Here is a 16,978-nt window from a genome sequence, read left to right as displayed (position 1 = left end):
TGTTTAGGTCTATTGACGATTTAGTTCGCGTAATAATCGTGGATTTTTTGCTGACTTTTTTTCAAGTAATCCTCCTATGATTTTAATATATAAATTAACTCAGAATTTGAGAAAAATAATGATGTCAATTTTCATAATTTATTGAAGAGGATTTGGAAATATTTTTCTGTATTTTTGATTAATTTATCTCTAGATTTCAATATTAATGAAGATTGTACATATATTTAATTAAGTTTTGAACTTAGAGATATTCAAGGATTAAATGATTTGTTATATTCATCATAACAACAATATAGATAAATGTATTTTCCTATAGTTATGAGTATATGCTAATAATAGAAAATGCAAGTATACTTCAGTTTTTTGTCCAACCAGATCAAGTTGAGAGATGGGAGCAAGATATTGTTATTTGCAAGATTTTAAATCCCACTCCAGCTATTGAAGCCAACAGTTATTACTTTGGACATCCAGAATGGGGACTAAATTATTTTGCAGCCTGCCATAGAGATGAACGATTTGTTGAACTGTGGCAAGCTGTGATTGGTAATTGGGATGGTAAAGTTGTTGTGGATATTGGTTGTGGCCCTGGCAACCTGTATGCGTCTTTGAAAGAGTTTTGTGGTGAACCTGATTTGTTAATTGGTGTAGACGTTTCACTGGGGGCGTTAAAAATGGCTCGCCAACTGGGATACACAGCAATCTTGGCAGATGCCCACAATTTACCTTTTGTTTCTGAGTTTGCAGATATTGTTATGCTCAATGCTTGCTTACATCATTGTGATGATATGGCAAAGGTTTTGCAGGAGGCTGCTAAGTTGGTTCGTCCTGGCGGACTTTTAATTACAGATCATGATCCACAGCGAAGTGCTTATCAGTTGAAGGGTTTAGGGTTGCTGTTGTGGCAGTTCCGTCTGCCAATTTACAGATGTTTAAAACGAGGTGGACACTCTACGACTGAGGAACAACGCTGGGGTTTGGCAACGGAGGTGCATCATCAAGTGGGTGATGGTATCACATCCGAGATGTTTTACGAAGTGCTGGAACCCCAGGGTTTTGTAGTGAAGGTTTATCCACATAATCATACGGTAGGTGCGGAGGCATTGAAGGGCAACTACGGTAGAGCATTTTGGAAGTTCCGTTTAGCTCAGAGATTATCAGGTATCAACCCCAACTCTCCCGAAGCTGCTTTATCCTTAATGTGTGTTGCCACTCGTACAGCTTAGATACTAAATATAGTGCTGCTAGCTACGTTATTTTAAGTTTTCGGCTTCCATCAAACGCAGCGCGAGAATTGTTTCAGCTAAGACACGCTGGAAGACGTAATACCAACCACGCCAACCATAAAAAATCCAGCCTTCAATAATCAAGCAATAGATCAAAACCATCAAAGGTGCTAAGATTTTTTGTCTGCGGATACGATCAACCCAATCCAGTTCGTTCCAGGGTGTTTCTAGTATTTTCTTGCATTCCAGCACTGTATAGCGTTCTTGTGACCATAACCAGCGACTTAACGGTTTGCGGTCATCATGGTATATGTAAGCAGAGAGTAAAGTTGATTTACCTGTTTGCTGCAAAATTTGCGTATGTCCATCATCAATATAAATGGCTTTGCTTTTGCGAAATAGAACTTGACGGGGGGGAAGTATTCTAGTGTTACGGACTGGTTTACCTAGTACACAATATTTGAATTGCACAAAATAGCCGTCAATTATGCCATCTACTGGTAAAGCTGACATTTCTGCAACTAGCTCCTCCGTGACGATGTAATCTGCATCTAGAGACAGCACCCAAGGCGATCGCACTTGTTCTAATCCGTAGTTCCACTGTTGGGCATGGGTGTCAAATTTTCTTTTAAATACCTGGACTTGTGTATAAGAGTTAAGAATTTCCAGCGTTGTATCGGTACTATAACTATCAATAACTATAATATTTTTCGCCCAGGTGAGATGGTCAAGGGTGCGCTGAATATTTGGGGCTTCATTATAGGTTAAAATTAGTGGAGTAATTTGATCCAGCATCGATGCAATTATTCCATCGGAATTAGAGGAATTATCTGTAGTAGGTGTTTGCATACAGGCTTGAGATAGTTGATTTAGTTGGGTTGTCTTCTGGAATAGCATACATAAGCTTGTGTTTGTGGATTTATTTCTAAATTCAGGTGCTTGAGCATATCCACAAAGTTAGTTAAATTCACAAGTCAAAAACATGATCAGGTTTTAACATATCTACAGTCTGAAAATTACTAGATTTGTTTAGTGATTTATCATACAATGCTCCTGAAGACCGAACCTACAGACAAGAGTGTTTTCATGGGTGATTGTGAGATACGTGAACAACTGACATGATAACTTACTCAATGTGAGAGTTTTTACAGTGTTATTGCCCAAAAATCCACAATTATTAATAAAATACTGAGAGAAAAATACTAACAACGATTGACAAAAATAGTATTATTTAGTATAAAGTTAGCCACGATCGCCTCACACACCCTCAGACTATGCTTCTTAAGCATATATACTTATGTGGATTTACGTTTATTGTACTGAATTCTTGTCTGGAGGGTGTGCGAGCAAAAACATGAGCTATTTTGGCTGATAAGTCAGCATCAGAAGTATGAAAGCAGAAAGACGTTGTTTGTGGCGATCGCGATCATTATCATCTTTCTCGATTTGGCTTAATTTATTTGCTTTAAAAACTTATTAGTACTAGCCAGTACCGCAATTAACAGTACAAGTTGAATCGGCCAAGGTGCTAAAACCAAACTGAGAATTAAACTGAGAATTGTAAATATACTCACAAGGTAAGCAATTTCGTCATGACATTTTTTAGATATGTAACCAGTAGCTAAACCTGTAACTAACGGAATCAAAAACAACAAAGGCATTTATACCTACCTCCAAACTCAAAATTGCCAGATTTCATCTGCTGTGATCAAATCTGTTTTTGTGTGTGTGGTTGATCTTACATCTAAGCTATTTATCCCACAATACATTACTTAAAATAATTGAAATGTTTGTAAAGTTTTGGCAATCATATAGTAAATTAGCTTAACACTTGCTTTTGTTGTTGTCACAACTCCTGAGCATAATTACCTTTAGGAATCACGTTTTTAAATTAGACACCCAATGCTGGACATTCCTCAAACACTGGCAACTGAACTAGAACTAAAATCTTATCAGGTACAAAACGCCCTAGAACTTTTGGCTGAGGGTGCAACAGTTCCCTTCATCGCGCGTTACCGCAAAGAACGCACTGGTGAAATGAATGAAATTCAACTGCGTGAACTGGCTGATAGGTATACATACTTAACAGAATTAGAAGCCAGGAAGTCAGTAATTTTAAAAGCGATCGCGGAACAAGGTAAACTGACAGACGAATTGCAAGCCAAAATTTCATCTTGTTTACAAAAAACTGAACTTGAGGATTTATACCTACCATATCGCCCCAAGCGACGCACTCGCGCCACTATCGCCAGAGAGAAAGGTTTGCAACCTCTCGCAGAATTCATCAAATCTTTAAATGTTAAAAATTCGGTTGCTGCTAACCTCAACCAAGAAGCCACAAAATATATTTCGGAAACAACAGGCGTAAAAACAGCAGATGAAGCTTTAAAAGGTGCATCTGACATCTTAGCGGAAGAAGTCGCAGAAAAAGCCGATTTACGAGCATATATTCGCGATTATCTCCTAGAAGATGGCGTATTTGTCTCTCGCATCAAAGATGATTATCCTGAAGGTACAACTAAGTTTGAAATGTACCGCAATTATCAAAATCGCGTCAAAAATATCGCCCCTCATAATATGTTGGCATTATGTCGGGGTGAAGCTGAGGGAGTATTAAACTACGATATTGCTTTTGATGAAGATTTTGTCCTTTCCTATCTAGAATCCCAAGAAATTAAAGCCAAAGTCCGAGAAATTCGGGATTTTTATCAAGCAATGCTCAAAGATGCTTTCAACCGTCTGATGAAAACTTCCCTAATAGGTGAAGTAATTGCAGACAAGAAAACCTATGCTGACATTGAATCAATTAAAACCTTTGAAGCCAATTTGCGGGAATTATTGTTATCTGCACCGGCGGGAATGAAACCAACCTTAGCCATAGATCCAGGGTTCAGAACTGGTTGTAAAGTGGCTATTATGAATCAAACTGGCAAATTTTTAGAATATCAGGCGATATTCCCCCATCTAGGTGCTGAACAACGGACAAAAGCGGCGCAAACTCTCAAACATCTCATTGAAAAATATCACATTGAGTTAATCGCTATTGGCAATGGTACAGCTTCCCGCGAGACAGATGAGTTTGTCACGCAAGTATTACAAGCCTTAGAACATAAACCGATTAAAGTAATAGTCAATGAGTCTGGTGCATCTATCTATTCTGCCAGTAAAGTTGCGATCGCAGAATTTCCCGATTTAGATGTAACAGTGCGTGGTGCTATTAGTATCGGTCGGCGGTTACAAGATCCTTTAGCAGAATTGGTGAAAATTGACCCTAAATCCATAGGTGTAGGACAATATCAGCATGATGTGGATCAAAAGTTGCTGAAGAAGAAATTAGATGAAACTGTAGAAAGTTGCGTTAACTACGTTGGTGTAGACTTAAACACCGCATCTAAAGAATTGTTAACTTTTGTTTCGGGAATTACACCGACAATTGCTAATAATATAGTCAGTTATCGCAACCAGAACGGAGCGTTTAAAAATCGGCAACAACTGCTGAAAGTGAGCAAATTAGGGCCAAAAGCATTTGAACAAGCGGCGGGATTTCTTCGCATTCGCAACGGAGACAACCCCTTAGATAATACAGCAGTGCATCCAGAAAGTTATCCAGTTGTGCAAGCGATCGCCTCCGATTTAAATGTACCCTTAAATCAAGTCACGCAAATTGCCGAGAAACTGCAAAAAGCCAACTTAAAAAAATACGTCACCGATACAGTTGGTGAACCCACCCTGCGCGACATCCTCAAAGAACTAGAAAAACCCGGTAGAGACCCCCGTGCAGAATTTAAATACGCCACCTTTAAAGAAGGAATTAAAGAAATTAGCGACTTACAGGTGGGAATGGAACTAGAGGGAATAGTCACCAACGTTGCTAATTTTGGTGCATTTGTGGATATTGGTGTACATCAAGATGGTTTAGTACATATCTCCCAACTCGCCGACAGATATATTGATGATCCCAAAAAAGTTGTCAAAGTCGGTCAAGTTGTGAAAGTACGGGTATTAGAAGTCAACGAAAAATTAAAACGTATTAGTTTATCAATGAAAGCAGTCAAGCAATAAATCAAAGCTCAAGTTCGTAGTAAGGACTAAAGTCCTTACTTTCTCAACACACTTGGTACTGATACCAATTCTCTACGAAGTTACACCAAATGAATGATGTAGAGACGTTGCATGCAACGTCTCTACAGTGCTTGGTAGGGTGCGTCAGATAACAAAATCTGTTCATATTTACGCACCCTACTAATATAATGCAATTTGCTATCAATTATAAAATAGTCCCATTGGTAGAAACACAATCTATCTGACAAGAGATGCTAAGGTTTTGCCCAATATTTAAAGATAGGAGAAGATAACGCCAATTATCTTTTTCTGATTTTTAGGTAAAAAAATGTTGGGAACATTTCTCACAATTCTAGCTACAGCCCTAAGTCTACTAATCGTTGATTTAGTTGTGCCTGGTGTGAACCTGGCTAATTTTCCAGCCGCTTTAATTGCTGGTGTAGTAATTGGTTTAATTAACGGCTCAATCAAGCCAATAATTTCCACTTTATCCTTACCATTGAATTTCTTAACTTTAGGGGCATTTTCACTCGTCGTCAATGGTATTTGTTTTTCATTGGCAGCAGGTTTAGTTCCTGGGTTTAGTGTTCATGGGATTATTGCCTTTATTTTAGGCCCTGTTGTTCTATCTTTCGCTAACACCTTTATCACCAAATACTTTGCAGAGAAAAATCTAGCTTTAAGTGGCAACGTGGAAAATCAAGGCGAATTGCCTTCTAGATAACCACAATACGTCTTTATTTCACCTAATTTTAAATCAAATTAATTCCTGAGATGGAGTTAGTAACTTGGTGAATTAAAGACAATCTGAGTAAATAAAGTTTCAAAAACAACAATCTTATGAAATTAGTACGTTTTCTTCTGGGTTTATTAGTCCCACCATTAGGTGTTTTCTTAACAGTTGGAGTAGGGCCAACCTTAGTAATTAATATTCTGCTCACCCTTTTAGGTTGGCTACCGGGTAGTATTCACGCAATTTGGGTAATTGCCAAACATGAAGAACAATTAAATGCAGGTAGGGGTACTTATTAAGGTAATACCCAGAACCCCGACTTCTCAAAAAAGTCGGGGTTCTATTTCTATTTATGAACAACTTCTTTATCAGTCGGTTCTTTATCTTTGAACAAATCAGCAGTTGCTAGTAGTAAATCTCGCAAGATATGTTTAATTTGACGCTCTTTTTGAGCAACAATTGTACCAGCTTCGCCGAGTTTATCATCTAGTTGCGATCGCTTCTGTTCTACCTGAGTAGCCAAAGCCTCAGCTTGGGGTCGAGCTTGATTGTACCAGTTTTTGGCTTCCTCTAGATAATTCTGCACCTCATCACCACGTCCACCGTAACGTGCAGCCATGTTAGCGCGCACAATGGCTAACTGCGCTTGTAACTGCGCGTAGCGTTTCTTTAATAGTGCGACTTCTTCGCTACTCTTGATAGTATCAACAGCAGATTCAATCGCACTTTTCACGTTAGAAGTTTTTTCCTTACCAGTTTCTTGAATCTCTGCTAAAATTCCATCAACATCTTGTTGAATTTTTTCTTCTTCGCTATCGATTTGAGCTTGTAGTTTTTGCAATTCTGACTGAGTTTTAACAATAGCTGCGTGTCTATTAGTATTAACACCTTCTATCGCACCTTCTATTGATGCTGTAACTTCTTCTTTTAATTCCGTACCTTTGTCTTGTAAGTTATCAACTACGGCTGCCACCGCATCCTTGACAATAGTACGAATTTCACTCGAACCTTCTTTAAACTCAGAAGATAATTGAGCCACTGCTGATTTTACAATCTCACGGATACGTTCACTTCTTAACTGACCCGTTGCTTTGGCTTGCTGCAAATCAGATTGAATTCTGTCTTTGATATTGTTAGTCATATCCAACTCTTACTATTTAGCTAATTTGGATTAATTTCTCTAGACATGGTTTTATATGGCCATTATGGCGTGAGGTTTTAAGTTTAGGCACTGTCTGAAGATAGAACCTGGGGTAAGAGATGTTTTAATCACCAGATACCCGACTGCTTTGAGAAGTCGGGTATCTATCTCACAAATAACTGATAATGTGTGAGATAACGCCTATTTATGGCAAGATAAATAACGGTGTATATCACGACTAATTAACAGGTAAAATCACCGTGAAAAAATTCCTCACATTAGTATTGACTATATTGTTGATTACTACCACTTTCCCGTCACCTGTAAACGCAGCAGACACAGCCAACGGCGCGAAAATTTTTGAAGTTCACTGTGCCGGGTGTCATATTAATGGTGGTAACATTATTAGGCGTGGTAAAAACCTACATAAGAAAGCACTTAAGAAATATGGTATGGATTCCATAGAGGCAATTCAATCAATTGTCACCAATGGTAAAAATAATATGTCAGCTTACAAAGAACGTCTGACTGAGCAAGAAATTCAGGATGTCGCTGCTTATGTTCTCGAACAAGCAGAAACAGACTGGAAATAATTCCCAATACCCACATAGAAAACAATGATATTACCAGCAGAAAGCCGTTTACAATTTACCTCAGATTTAAACATTTGTCGGATATTAAATGGAATGTGGCAAGTGTCCGGCGCACATGGTCGAATTAATCCCAAAGCTGCCATTGAAACTATGTTTAAATATGTGGATGCAGGTTATACAACTTGGGATTTAGCAGACCATTATGGACCAGCAGAAGATTTTATTGGGGAATTTCGCCGTCAATGGGTTGCTAACCGGGGAAAAGAGTCTTTATCTCAGATTCAAGCCTTTACTAAATGGGTGCCACGTCCTGGTAAAATGACGAAAAAATTGGTTGAGGAAAATATTGATATTTCCCTAAAAAGAATGAATGTGGAATCTTTAGATTTGATGCAGTTTCACTGGTGGGAATATCAAGATAAAAATTATTTAGATGCCCTCAAATATATGGCAGAATTGCAAACAGAGGGCAAAATTAAACATTTGGCTTTGACAAACTTTGACACAGAACACCTGCAAATTATTACAGAAGCAGGTATTAAAATTGTATCTAACCAAGTGCAATTTTCTTTAGTTGACCGCCGTCCAGAAATAAATATGGTCAAGTTTTGTCAACAGCATGACATTAAACTGTTTACTTATGGTACATTATGCGGTGGTTTCCTATCAGAAAAATATTTAGGTAAGCCAGAACCACGAGGTTTTGATTTAACTACAGTCAGCTTGCGAAAATACAAAAATATGATTGATGGTTGGGGTGGTTGGCGATTATTTCAAGAATTGTTATCTACCTTGAAGCAAATAGCTGATAAGCATGGGGTGAGTATTGCTAACGTTGCGGTGCGTTACATCTTAGATCAACCAACCGTGGGTGGTGTTATCGTTGGTGCGAGGCTGGGGATAGCTGAACATATAGAAGATAACGCCAAAGTGTTTAGTTTTAGTTTAGATGCAGAAGATTGCGATCGCATCAACACTATATCTCATCAGTCACGCGATTTGTATCAGCTAATCGGTGATTGTGGCGACGAATATCGACGCTAACATCCACAGCACATCAGCACATAAGTAAGGTGCGTCAGATGTCAATAATCTGTAAATTATTACCGAATTATCTACTCTGACGCACCCTACAAGCTTGATTTTCTAAGGACTAAAGTCCTTACTACAAACAAATCTCCACCCGACAACAGACTAGACTCGCATCCGGCGAGTATGTCATAAGTACAATCAGGCTGTTAACTCCAAATTGAATTATGACTGCTGCTGTAAACACTGCTCCTAGCATAGCTTCCCGCTTGATAAACGGAATATTAGCAATTAAACCTTTAGCAAACCTCGCCAAACACCAAGCCCGTCAAATGATGATTAAACGGGCAGAGAAAATTGGTGTACCTTGGACGCAAGAAGTCAAAACCCTACAAGCGCGTGATTGGACATCAGACTTAGACCAAATCCAAAATCCTCAAATCACCTACCCAGATTATTATCTCACTTCATTCCACGGTTATGAACAAGGAGACCTTTGTTGGTTAGCTGCCTTTGAGTTAGAAGTGGCTGCGCGTGCCGTCCATGCTAAAATTTGGCCGGATGCAGAAGCGCAAGGCGATGCGAAACTACGCCAAAGTTACCACGATATCGTTAAAGCCAAAATTCCCCAAGCACCACAAAATATCCTTGACTTGGGATGTAGCGTTGGGTTAAGCACATTTGCATTACAAGAACTTTATCCCCAAGCTAAAGTCACAGGTTTAGATTTGTCTCCCTATTTCTTAGCCGTTGCCAACTATCGCACCCAACAGCATCAAGCAAATATCAACTGGGTTCACGCCGCAGGTGAATCTACTGGTTTACCAGATGCTAGTTTTGATTTTGTCTCGATTTTCTTGGTATGTCATGAATTACCCCAGTCAGCCACCCGCCAGATTTTTGCAGAGGTGCGGCGGGTATTGCGTCCGGGCGGTTACATTGGCATTATGGATATGAATCCCCAAGCGGAAGCATATAAGAAAATGCCGCCCTACATTTTGACATTGCTGAAAAGTACAGAACCGTATTTAGATCAATATTTTGCTTTGGATATTGAGCAAGCTTTGGTAGAGGCTGGTTTCCAAACACCGACAATTACCCCTAACAGCCCCCGTCACCGGACTATAATTGCTCAGGTACGTGGCTGATTTTGAGTTGGTGCTGTGGGCGACAATTCCCACACTGGTATTTTTGGCATATTACTATTATCGTGCTGATTTTGCCCCACCTGTGAGACACTTATTGTTGTTCTTTGTGGTTGGGGCTATATCTGGTTTTGTTGCCCTTGGCTTACAAATAGTTTTTGAAAATATCGCTAATGCCATTGTAAACTGGCAACAAGTCCAGCGTTATCTTCCTGGCATTGCCCTCAGACAAATTATACAAATAGGCCCAATAGAAGAAGGTTGCAAGCTAGCCGCAGTCATTGTACCCACCTACTATTTTCAACGTCCGCATCGCCTACGCGCCAGCACTGTTTACTTATTTACCATAGCTGCGGCTTTAGGATTCACAGCCGAAGAAAACTGGATTTATTTATTTCATGGTACAGCATCCATCCTTGACCGCACAATCGGCACACCAGTCCATGCAATGTTTTCCGCACCTTGGGGCTATGCTTTAGGACTATATTTTGCGGCTAATGTGCGATTAAATCGCTACAAAAATTTAATTTTTCAGGCTTGGGTTAATTCTGTTATCTTTCACGCTTTGGTAAATGTCCTTTCTAGTGCTTGGCGTTACTCACCACCTCTACAGTATCTCAGCTATGGTTTATTTCCTTTGCTGTTGTGGATGTTTTGGCGTATGGAAGGGTTATTTAGAAAGGTGCAGAACAAACCCCCAATTAAATTAATATCTGGTAGAACATCTCAACATCGTTACTGGCAAAGGGGTTTAATATTCTTTGCCCTCATGTTAGGTGGTAATGCCATTTTTGGGTTATTTCTGTTAGCAAGAATTATCAGCCCTTTAAGGTTATCACAGCTTTTTTATCCTGATGTTTTATCGTTTATAGTCAGTCGGCTTTTACTTAATTCTGTTTTTGCAATTTTAGCTGGGTTAATTTATTGGTATTTGAGATATTCAGCCAGACATTGATTAAGTAAATCATAGATAAAATCAAATTCACAACCTCAAAGTCAGCAATTATGAATTACAAACTATTCATTATTAGAGGCTGTATTAGCAGTATTCTGGAAACAAGCCAACAACCTCACTAATGGCTGTCGAGATAAATCTTAACTTTACTTGAGTAAATACTGCTATCCAGCCTGATTTTCAGTTAGCGAAATCTTTACAATTAACAGAGTGTTAACTCAGCAGTCTTGTCACCCTGACATCATATTCTGTACCATGAGGATGCTCGTATCTAGCTTGACTCCGAGCCATATAATCAGCTTTTTGTCTTGATTCTGCACTAATTTCGTATCGGGACGTTCCGCATTGACAGCTACTGTTAGTTGTATCGGCAAATTCTTTGATATCAACTAACACCTCGTAAGTATGAACCATTTTGGCACCTCCTAGTGCTAATGGCAAACTGTAGGAATACATTCCAGTATAGGTAGATAAAGAAGTATCTGTTATCTCACGAATACAATTCTTTATCAAAAATCTAGATCACGCTCACTGTACTGCATGAACAATTTTCACCGTCAACCATGAGACTGGTTTTTTCCTCTGCCTACCTACAAATCAGGAGACAGATAACCCGTCAATTCTATCAACCTCATCACTATAGAGAGAAATACACTCTCATTATATTACCGAAAACTCCAAAAATCTCTTCTGATTCCTCTCATCCTATTTATGAGTCATTCAGGTATTTTTAAATTACTCAATCAGTGCATCATTACGGCGACTAAATATAGTAAACCTGAACTTTTTGCAACCAAACAGAGGTATTCAAAGAAATGATTAACCAAATCAATGCTTTAGAAACCTGTTGGTATATTTCTCCTCCTTGGGGACGAAAACTATCTATGCCAATATTTGGCTTATTAGAAAGAGTTTACGTGATGAATACTGATATTTTTGCTTATTGTTGCGGGATGCAGTGGGAACAAGAAGGATGGAATTATGCGATCGCCATTGGTAAAAACATTATCTATACATCAGGAAGCGAAATCACGGGTACTGGTAGGCTACACCTTGTAACTCCCGAAAAACCTGTTTTTAGACTGGGGGAGTTAGTTGAGTTTCGCTTTGCTGGCAACATTCCAAAACTGCGGACAGTGCTTGGTATTCAGCTAATTAACCAATCATGGTTTTATGTCATCGAATGGAAATCACCCACCATTGATGATACTGTCACCTCTAGGAATTGGAACACTGACTGTAGTCATTCTTGTTTAAGCGATCGCTTGGCATGGGTGACTGACTACGACTTAATGAAGATTAAGGATTGGGATTAGTCTAGCAACTTATGTCTAAATATTTAATTAACAATTCAGATAGAAATTTTGAGAGAATGCCTAATAATTACCACACAACGAAAACTAAAGACGTTTTGTAACAATAACTGATAATTTATCTGCGTTCATCTGCGTTCATCTGCGTTCAATTCTAACTGACTGTACCTCACTTGAATTCATTCCCTGACTCAAACCAACGTAATCAAATAGTATAACTCATGACCAAATCAATGAAATTGCACTGAGTTTTTATATAGTTTTTTCGCGAAATCTCCCGTTTATGTCGCCATTTGAGCTATATTGTCAGCTATTTCCCAGATATGATCAAAGCGCAGACTGCTGAATTTTCGTAAATCTATGACAATTAACCTCACAGTTCCCAACATGGCTTGTTCTGTTTGTGCAAGCAAAATTACTAATGCAGTAAAATCAGTTGATGCTGAGGCGATAGTTGAAGCTGATCCACAGACTAAACTTGTTAATGTAGAATCAACAGCATCAGAAACAGCTATTAAAGATGCTTTAGCTGCTGCTGGCTATCCAGTAGCTTAATTTTTTCTACAGAGTATTACTATATATTCATAACCCTGATGTCTTTGAGATATCGGGGTTATTTGTTTTGCTAAGGACTAAAGTCCTTACTACTAACTTGTTTTTTTTCACAAGTTGTCTGATTGTAGTCTTAACTAAAATTTCTCGCCATACAAGCAGATTATTTCAATTGTGTATTTTAGCATTACCGTACTCAAAATAACTGTTTTGTGAATCTCCTCATGCTATTTGTAAAGCAACCGCTTCACTGAACAGTGAAACCTAAAAAATGGATGACAATTCTCTACACATTAGACCAACTCTAAAACCTAAAACTTTCAATAATCCAGAACGTTTTATTGAAGGTTGGTATTGGGTAATACCATCTCAAAATTTGCTTGTAGGTGAGGTAAAACCTTTAACAATTTTGGGCAGAAAATTAGTAATTTATCGTGGTGAAGACAAACAACCCGTAATTGCAGATGCTTACTGTCCACACATGGGTGCTGACTTGGCAGAAGGTACTGTAGAAGGTAATGAATTACGCTGTGGTTTTCACCAATGGAAGTTTAACTATCAGGGTATATGTGTAGAAATTCCCTGTTTAGAAGAACCCCTACCTTTAAAGTTAAAAACTTGGCCGACAGCCGAAAAATATGGCTTAATTTGGGTTTGGACTGGCGAAAATCCTAGACAACCTATACCATTTGTGCCAGAGTTAGAATTTCATGACTGTGAAAGTGTTCTTGGTTCACGGTTTGTGATTAACTGTCACCCTCATGTATTCATGATTAATTCTATTGATATTCAACATTTTCATGTTGTTGAGAAATTGCCTTTAGATATTAGTTTTGAAAAACAGGAACTCAATCAAAATGCCATTATTTTTACTAAACCTAGACACAACAATAAACAGACTGGGTTCTTTAAATTGTTGCGTTCTTACAAGAAAAATTTTTACAGTATTTCCTATTGGTATGGTAGCACCTTTACTGTTAGCGTTGGTACAGATTCATTACATTTACATATCATGTTAACTTTACGAATGCTTGAGGGGGGTAAATCGGAAATTCAAACTATATTTTTAACTAAGAAGCGTAAAGGTTTAAGAGGTTGGTTATCCAATAATTTGGTGTTGTGGTTAACTAATATTGTTGTGCAGCATTTAATTAAGGATAATGCTACAATTTTACAGACGATGAATTTTGATTTAAAGTCTCCAACTAAGGTCGATGTGTCTATTATGCAGTTAATTAAGCATTTGGAACTGCAAAAACCTTTGCGTTGGAAGACTTGGATATTGGCGCGATCGCCTGAAGCAGAAACGCGAGAAAATCAAGCTAAATGGCGTGATGATATGTCTAATGACTAAAAAATAAAAAGTAAAAAGTGCCTCAACATGACTTTTTACTTTTTTCAACAGGCAATTGCACCCATAAAAAGAAGTGGCAAAGCCACTTCACATTTCCCAGGTAGAACCTAACAATGAGTATAACGACTGGAGAAATTTAAAATCGTATAAATTGACACCAATTGTTGAGAGAATGGAGTTGAGAGGTAGGGTTGAAGTTTCAAACGCGGAGGGGCGCGGAGGTAAACGCAGAGGTACGCGGAGAGTTAAGAACTTCGTTGTTAATTTGTCTGAAGGGTAAGTGTCCCCGAAATTCCTTAATTTTGAATTTTGAATTGATTTATCCCCCAATCCCCAGTCCCCAATCCCCAATCCCCATCCCCCAATCCCCAGTCCCCAATCCCCTATAATGAAAAATGTGATATAGTGTCTTTTCTCTCCTCTCAATTACCCTAGGTTTATGGGACTGCCAATTGTTGCTATTATCGGTCGCCCAAATGTGGGCAAATCTACCCTGGTTAATCGACTCGCCGGGGAACAAACGGCGATTGTCCATGATGAACCGGGTGTAACGCGCGATCGCACTTATCTACCAGCCTATTGGGGCGATCGCGAGTTTTTAGTGGTAGACACTGGTGGGTTAGTATTTAACGATGATACGGAATTTCTCCCCCTGATTCGTCAACAAGCATTAGCAGCCCTTTCTGAAGCTAGTGCGGCTATTTTTGTTGTTAATGGTCAAACAGGGCCTAACTCGGCTGATGAAGAAATCGCCGAATGGTTACGTCAACAGCCAGTCCCTGTGTTACTGGCGGTGAATAAGTGCGAATCCCCAGAACAAGGATTAATTCAAGCTGCGGAATTTTGGCAACTGGGTTTAGGTGAACCATACCCCATTTCGGCAATTCATGGCAACGGTACAGGTGAGTTACTCGATGAACTCATTAAACACATCCCCGTCGTTACCGATGTCCCGGAAAATAATGAAATTAAAATTGCTATTGTCGGACGGCCTAATGTTGGTAAGTCTAGTTTATTGAATGCTTTCGTGGGTGAAGAAAGGGTGATTGTTAGTCCGATTTCTGGAACCACCCGCGATGCAATTGATACTTTTCTCGAACGAGACGGGCAAGCTTACCGTCTGATTGACACCGCCGGAATTCGCAAAAAGAAAAATGTGGAATACGGGACGGAATTCTTTAGTATTAATCGCGCTTTTAAAGCAATTCGTCGCGCAGATGTGGTTTTATTAGTTTTAGATGCTTTAGATGGTGTCACTGACCAAGACCAAAAATTAGCCGGGCGGATTATTGAAGAAGGTCGCGCTTGTGTTATAGTTGTTAATAAGTGGGATGCTGTCGAAAAAGACTCCTATACGATTTACGACTACGAAAAAAATCTCGAAGCTAGACTACATTTCACCGAATGGGCAGACACTATCTATGTCAGTGCCTTAACCGGACAACGGGTAGAAAAGATTTTAGCATTGGTAAATCAAGGGGCGGCGGAACATAAACGCCGGGTGAGTACCTCGGTAATTAACGAAGTTTTAGAAGATGCGGTGAGATGGCATTCTCCCCCAACCTCACGCAGTGGCAAACAAGGCAGAATTTATTACGGTACGCAAGTCAGCACTCAACCGCCTACAATTGCCCTATTCGTCAATGATGCTAAACGCTTCAATGATAACTATCGCCGTTACATTGAAAGACAATTCCGCGAACAACTCGGTTTTAAGGGGACTCCCATTCGTTTGTTATGGCGGAGTAAAAAAGTCAGGGATATGGAAGTTGGTAGCACCAACCGCGCAACTCGCGTTTAAGATGGGTTAGTAGTCAGTGGTCAATGGTGAAGTTAGTTATAACTATTGAATGTTGACTATTGACTATTGAGTGTTAACTTAACATGGATTTACTGCGATCGCTACCTCTAGGGCTTTATCTCGAACAACCTCAAACTTGGCTGCACAAACTCGATCCACGAGTTAAGTTTATCTGGTTGATGAGCTTTTTGACCAGTTACAGTTTCGCTAATAATCAATGGCGTGTATTACTGGTAGCACTATTGATTATCTTTACCTTAATTGCCAGAATTCCCCGTCGAGTATGGCAGCAACAGATGGGCTGGTTATTAACATTAGCATTTTTAGTGTTTGCGATCGCAGCTATCAGTCCCGATGGCTTACGTGTAGATTATCAGCCACGCCTACCAGTTAACGCCCAAATTCTTCAGCCAGCTAACACTAATAATTCTCCAGATGTTGCCGAAGCCGTCACCAGTAGCACAGGTTATAGCTATGTTTTATTTCAAAAAGGCCCTGTAAAAGTTACTCGCCGTTCACTAGATTTAGCAACGCGCTTGAGTACGATTTTGTTTACTGTCATCTACAGCACTCACTTATATCTTCTCACAACCGCGCCAGAAGAAATCACGGCTAGTATAGAAAGTTTAATGCAACCTCTGAGACGATTTAAAATACCTGTCACCGAAATTACATTAACTTTAACTTTATCTTTACGCTTTATTCCCTTAGTCTTAGAAGAAGTGCAGAATTTAGTCCGTTCCGTGATGACAAGGGCGATTAATTGGAAAAAATTAGGTTTAAAAGGTGCTTTTAAAGTTTGGATGATTGTCGCCGAAAGATTATTAGAAAATTTACTTTTACGTGCCGAACAAATGGCTAGCGCGATGATGGTACGTGGTTTTACCAGTCCCAACGAACACCGAGTACCCTGGCATGATTTACGTTTAAAATCATGGGATTGGCTAGCGATCGCTACTTTAACCCTATTCTGGGGAGTCAGACTAGCTTTAGGCAATCAAGTTTAAGGAAACAATGAGAGTGTTGACTGTTGACTGGGGAGAAGAACTTTTACCAGCGACTAATAACTAATGACTA

Annotated in this window: 17 protein-coding genes; 13 read left to right on the top strand and 4 right to left on the bottom strand. The window is 39.2% G+C overall.

Annotated elements, in window-relative coordinates; all coding sequences use genetic code 11:
- Window positions 1-326: 326 nt before the first annotated feature.
- Window positions 327-1,223 carry a class I SAM-dependent methyltransferase gene (locus tag AACS98_RS05610; protein ID WP_066377173.1) on the top strand — a complete coding sequence of 299 codons (897 nt, stop codon included), beginning with the start codon at window positions 327-329 and terminating at the stop codon, window positions 1,221-1,223.
- Window positions 1,224-1,250: 27 nt separating this feature from the next.
- Here AACS98_RS05610 and AACS98_RS05605 read toward each other — a convergent pair whose 3' ends face one another.
- Window positions 1,251-2,018, bottom strand: coding sequence for a glycosyltransferase family 2 protein (locus AACS98_RS05605; RefSeq protein WP_066377294.1), 768 nt, complete (start codon window positions 2,016-2,018; stop codon window positions 1,251-1,253).
- Between the two features lie 656 nt (window positions 2,019-2,674).
- The gene (locus AACS98_RS05600; protein ID WP_066377171.1) at window positions 2,675-2,884 is read right to left on the bottom strand and encodes a hypothetical protein; all 210 of its coding nucleotides are present in this window, start codon (window positions 2,882-2,884) and stop codon (window positions 2,675-2,677) included.
- Between the two features lie 241 nt (window positions 2,885-3,125).
- Here AACS98_RS05600 and AACS98_RS05595 point away from each other — a divergent pair, with 241 nt between their 5' ends.
- The 3 genes from AACS98_RS05595 to AACS98_RS05585 all read left to right on the top strand — a co-directional run bounded on the left by AACS98_RS05595 (window position 3,126) and on the right by AACS98_RS05585 (window position 6,317).
- Window positions 3,126-5,285 carry a Tex family protein gene (locus tag AACS98_RS05595; RefSeq protein WP_066377169.1) on the top strand — a complete coding sequence of 720 codons (2,160 nt, stop codon included), beginning with the start codon at window positions 3,126-3,128 and terminating at the stop codon, window positions 5,283-5,285.
- Window positions 5,286-5,613: 328 nt separating this feature from the next.
- Complete coding sequence (locus AACS98_RS05590; RefSeq protein WP_066377168.1) at window positions 5,614-6,009, top strand: phage holin family protein; 396 nt, start codon at window positions 5,614-5,616, stop codon at window positions 6,007-6,009.
- Window positions 6,010-6,125: 116 nt separating this feature from the next.
- Window positions 6,126-6,317: a YqaE/Pmp3 family membrane protein gene (locus AACS98_RS05585; protein WP_066377163.1), complete on the top strand. Its 192-nt coding sequence runs from the start codon at window positions 6,126-6,128 to the stop codon at window positions 6,315-6,317.
- Between the two features lie 47 nt (window positions 6,318-6,364).
- Here the strand turns inward: AACS98_RS05585 and AACS98_RS05580 are convergent, their stop codons facing one another.
- Window positions 6,365-7,159: a histidine kinase gene (locus AACS98_RS05580; RefSeq protein ID WP_066377161.1), complete on the bottom strand. Its 795-nt coding sequence runs from the start codon at window positions 7,157-7,159 to the stop codon at window positions 6,365-6,367.
- A 260-nt stretch (window positions 7,160-7,419) separates the two neighbouring features.
- On the opposite strand from AACS98_RS05580, the gene petJ reads away from it, so the two are divergent.
- The 4 genes from petJ (at window position 7,420) to AACS98_RS05560 (ending at window position 10,881) form a co-directional block, all read left to right on the top strand.
- Window positions 7,420-7,752, top strand: coding sequence for a cytochrome c6 PetJ (gene petJ / locus AACS98_RS05575; RefSeq protein WP_066377159.1), 333 nt, complete (start codon window positions 7,420-7,422; stop codon window positions 7,750-7,752).
- Between the two features lie 24 nt (window positions 7,753-7,776).
- On the top strand, window positions 7,777-8,796 hold the full coding sequence (locus AACS98_RS05570; protein WP_066377157.1) for an aldo/keto reductase: 1,020 nt from the start codon (window positions 7,777-7,779) through the stop codon (window positions 8,794-8,796).
- Window positions 8,797-9,008: 212 nt separating this feature from the next.
- Window positions 9,009-9,929 carry a class I SAM-dependent methyltransferase gene (locus tag AACS98_RS05565; protein WP_066377156.1) on the top strand — a complete coding sequence of 307 codons (921 nt, stop codon included), beginning with the start codon at window positions 9,009-9,011 and terminating at the stop codon, window positions 9,927-9,929.
- The gene (locus AACS98_RS05560) at window positions 9,922-10,881 is read left to right on the top strand and encodes a PrsW family intramembrane metalloprotease (RefSeq protein ID WP_066377151.1); all 960 of its coding nucleotides are present in this window, start codon (window positions 9,922-9,924) and stop codon (window positions 10,879-10,881) included. Before AACS98_RS05565 ends, AACS98_RS05560 begins: the two co-directional genes overlap by 8 nt.
- 213 nt (window positions 10,882-11,094) lie before the next feature.
- Here AACS98_RS05560 and AACS98_RS05555 read toward each other — a convergent pair whose 3' ends face one another.
- Complete coding sequence (locus AACS98_RS05555) at window positions 11,095-11,295, bottom strand: hypothetical protein (RefSeq protein ID WP_066377293.1); 201 nt, start codon at window positions 11,293-11,295, stop codon at window positions 11,095-11,097.
- A 401-nt stretch (window positions 11,296-11,696) separates the two neighbouring features.
- Here AACS98_RS05555 and AACS98_RS05550 point away from each other — a divergent pair, with 401 nt between their 5' ends.
- The 5 genes from AACS98_RS05550 (at window position 11,697) to AACS98_RS05530 (ending at window position 16,908) form a co-directional block, all read left to right on the top strand.
- Window positions 11,697-12,197, top strand: coding sequence for a DUF1392 family protein (locus AACS98_RS05550; protein ID WP_066377149.1), 501 nt, complete (start codon window positions 11,697-11,699; stop codon window positions 12,195-12,197).
- 357 nt (window positions 12,198-12,554) lie between these two features.
- A complete protein-coding gene (locus AACS98_RS05545) occupies window positions 12,555-12,749 on the top strand; it encodes a heavy-metal-associated domain-containing protein (protein ID WP_066377147.1) in 195 nt (64 codons plus the stop codon).
- Window positions 12,750-13,017: 268 nt separating this feature from the next.
- Entirely contained in the window at window positions 13,018-14,100 is a 1,083-nt protein-coding gene (locus tag AACS98_RS05540; RefSeq protein ID WP_066377145.1) for an aromatic ring-hydroxylating dioxygenase subunit alpha, read from the top strand.
- A gap of 439 nt (window positions 14,101-14,539) precedes the next feature.
- Complete coding sequence (der, locus tag AACS98_RS05535) at window positions 14,540-15,901, top strand: ribosome biogenesis GTPase Der (RefSeq protein WP_066377141.1); 1,362 nt, start codon at window positions 14,540-14,542, stop codon at window positions 15,899-15,901.
- Window positions 15,902-15,984: 83 nt separating this feature from the next.
- Window positions 15,985-16,908 (top strand): energy-coupling factor transporter transmembrane component T family protein, encoded by a 924-nt coding sequence (locus tag AACS98_RS05530; protein ID WP_066377139.1) that lies wholly within the window; start codon window positions 15,985-15,987, stop codon window positions 16,906-16,908.
- The last annotated feature ends 70 nt before the right edge of the window (window positions 16,909-16,978 follow it).

The sequence above is a fragment of the Anabaena sp. CA = ATCC 33047 genome (assembly GCF_963870205.1).
GTDB lineage: Bacteria > Cyanobacteriota > Cyanobacteriia > Cyanobacteriales > Nostocaceae > Trichormus.
Note: the sequence above shows the minus strand (reverse complement) of the source record. Positions and strands in the feature narration are given on the sequence as shown.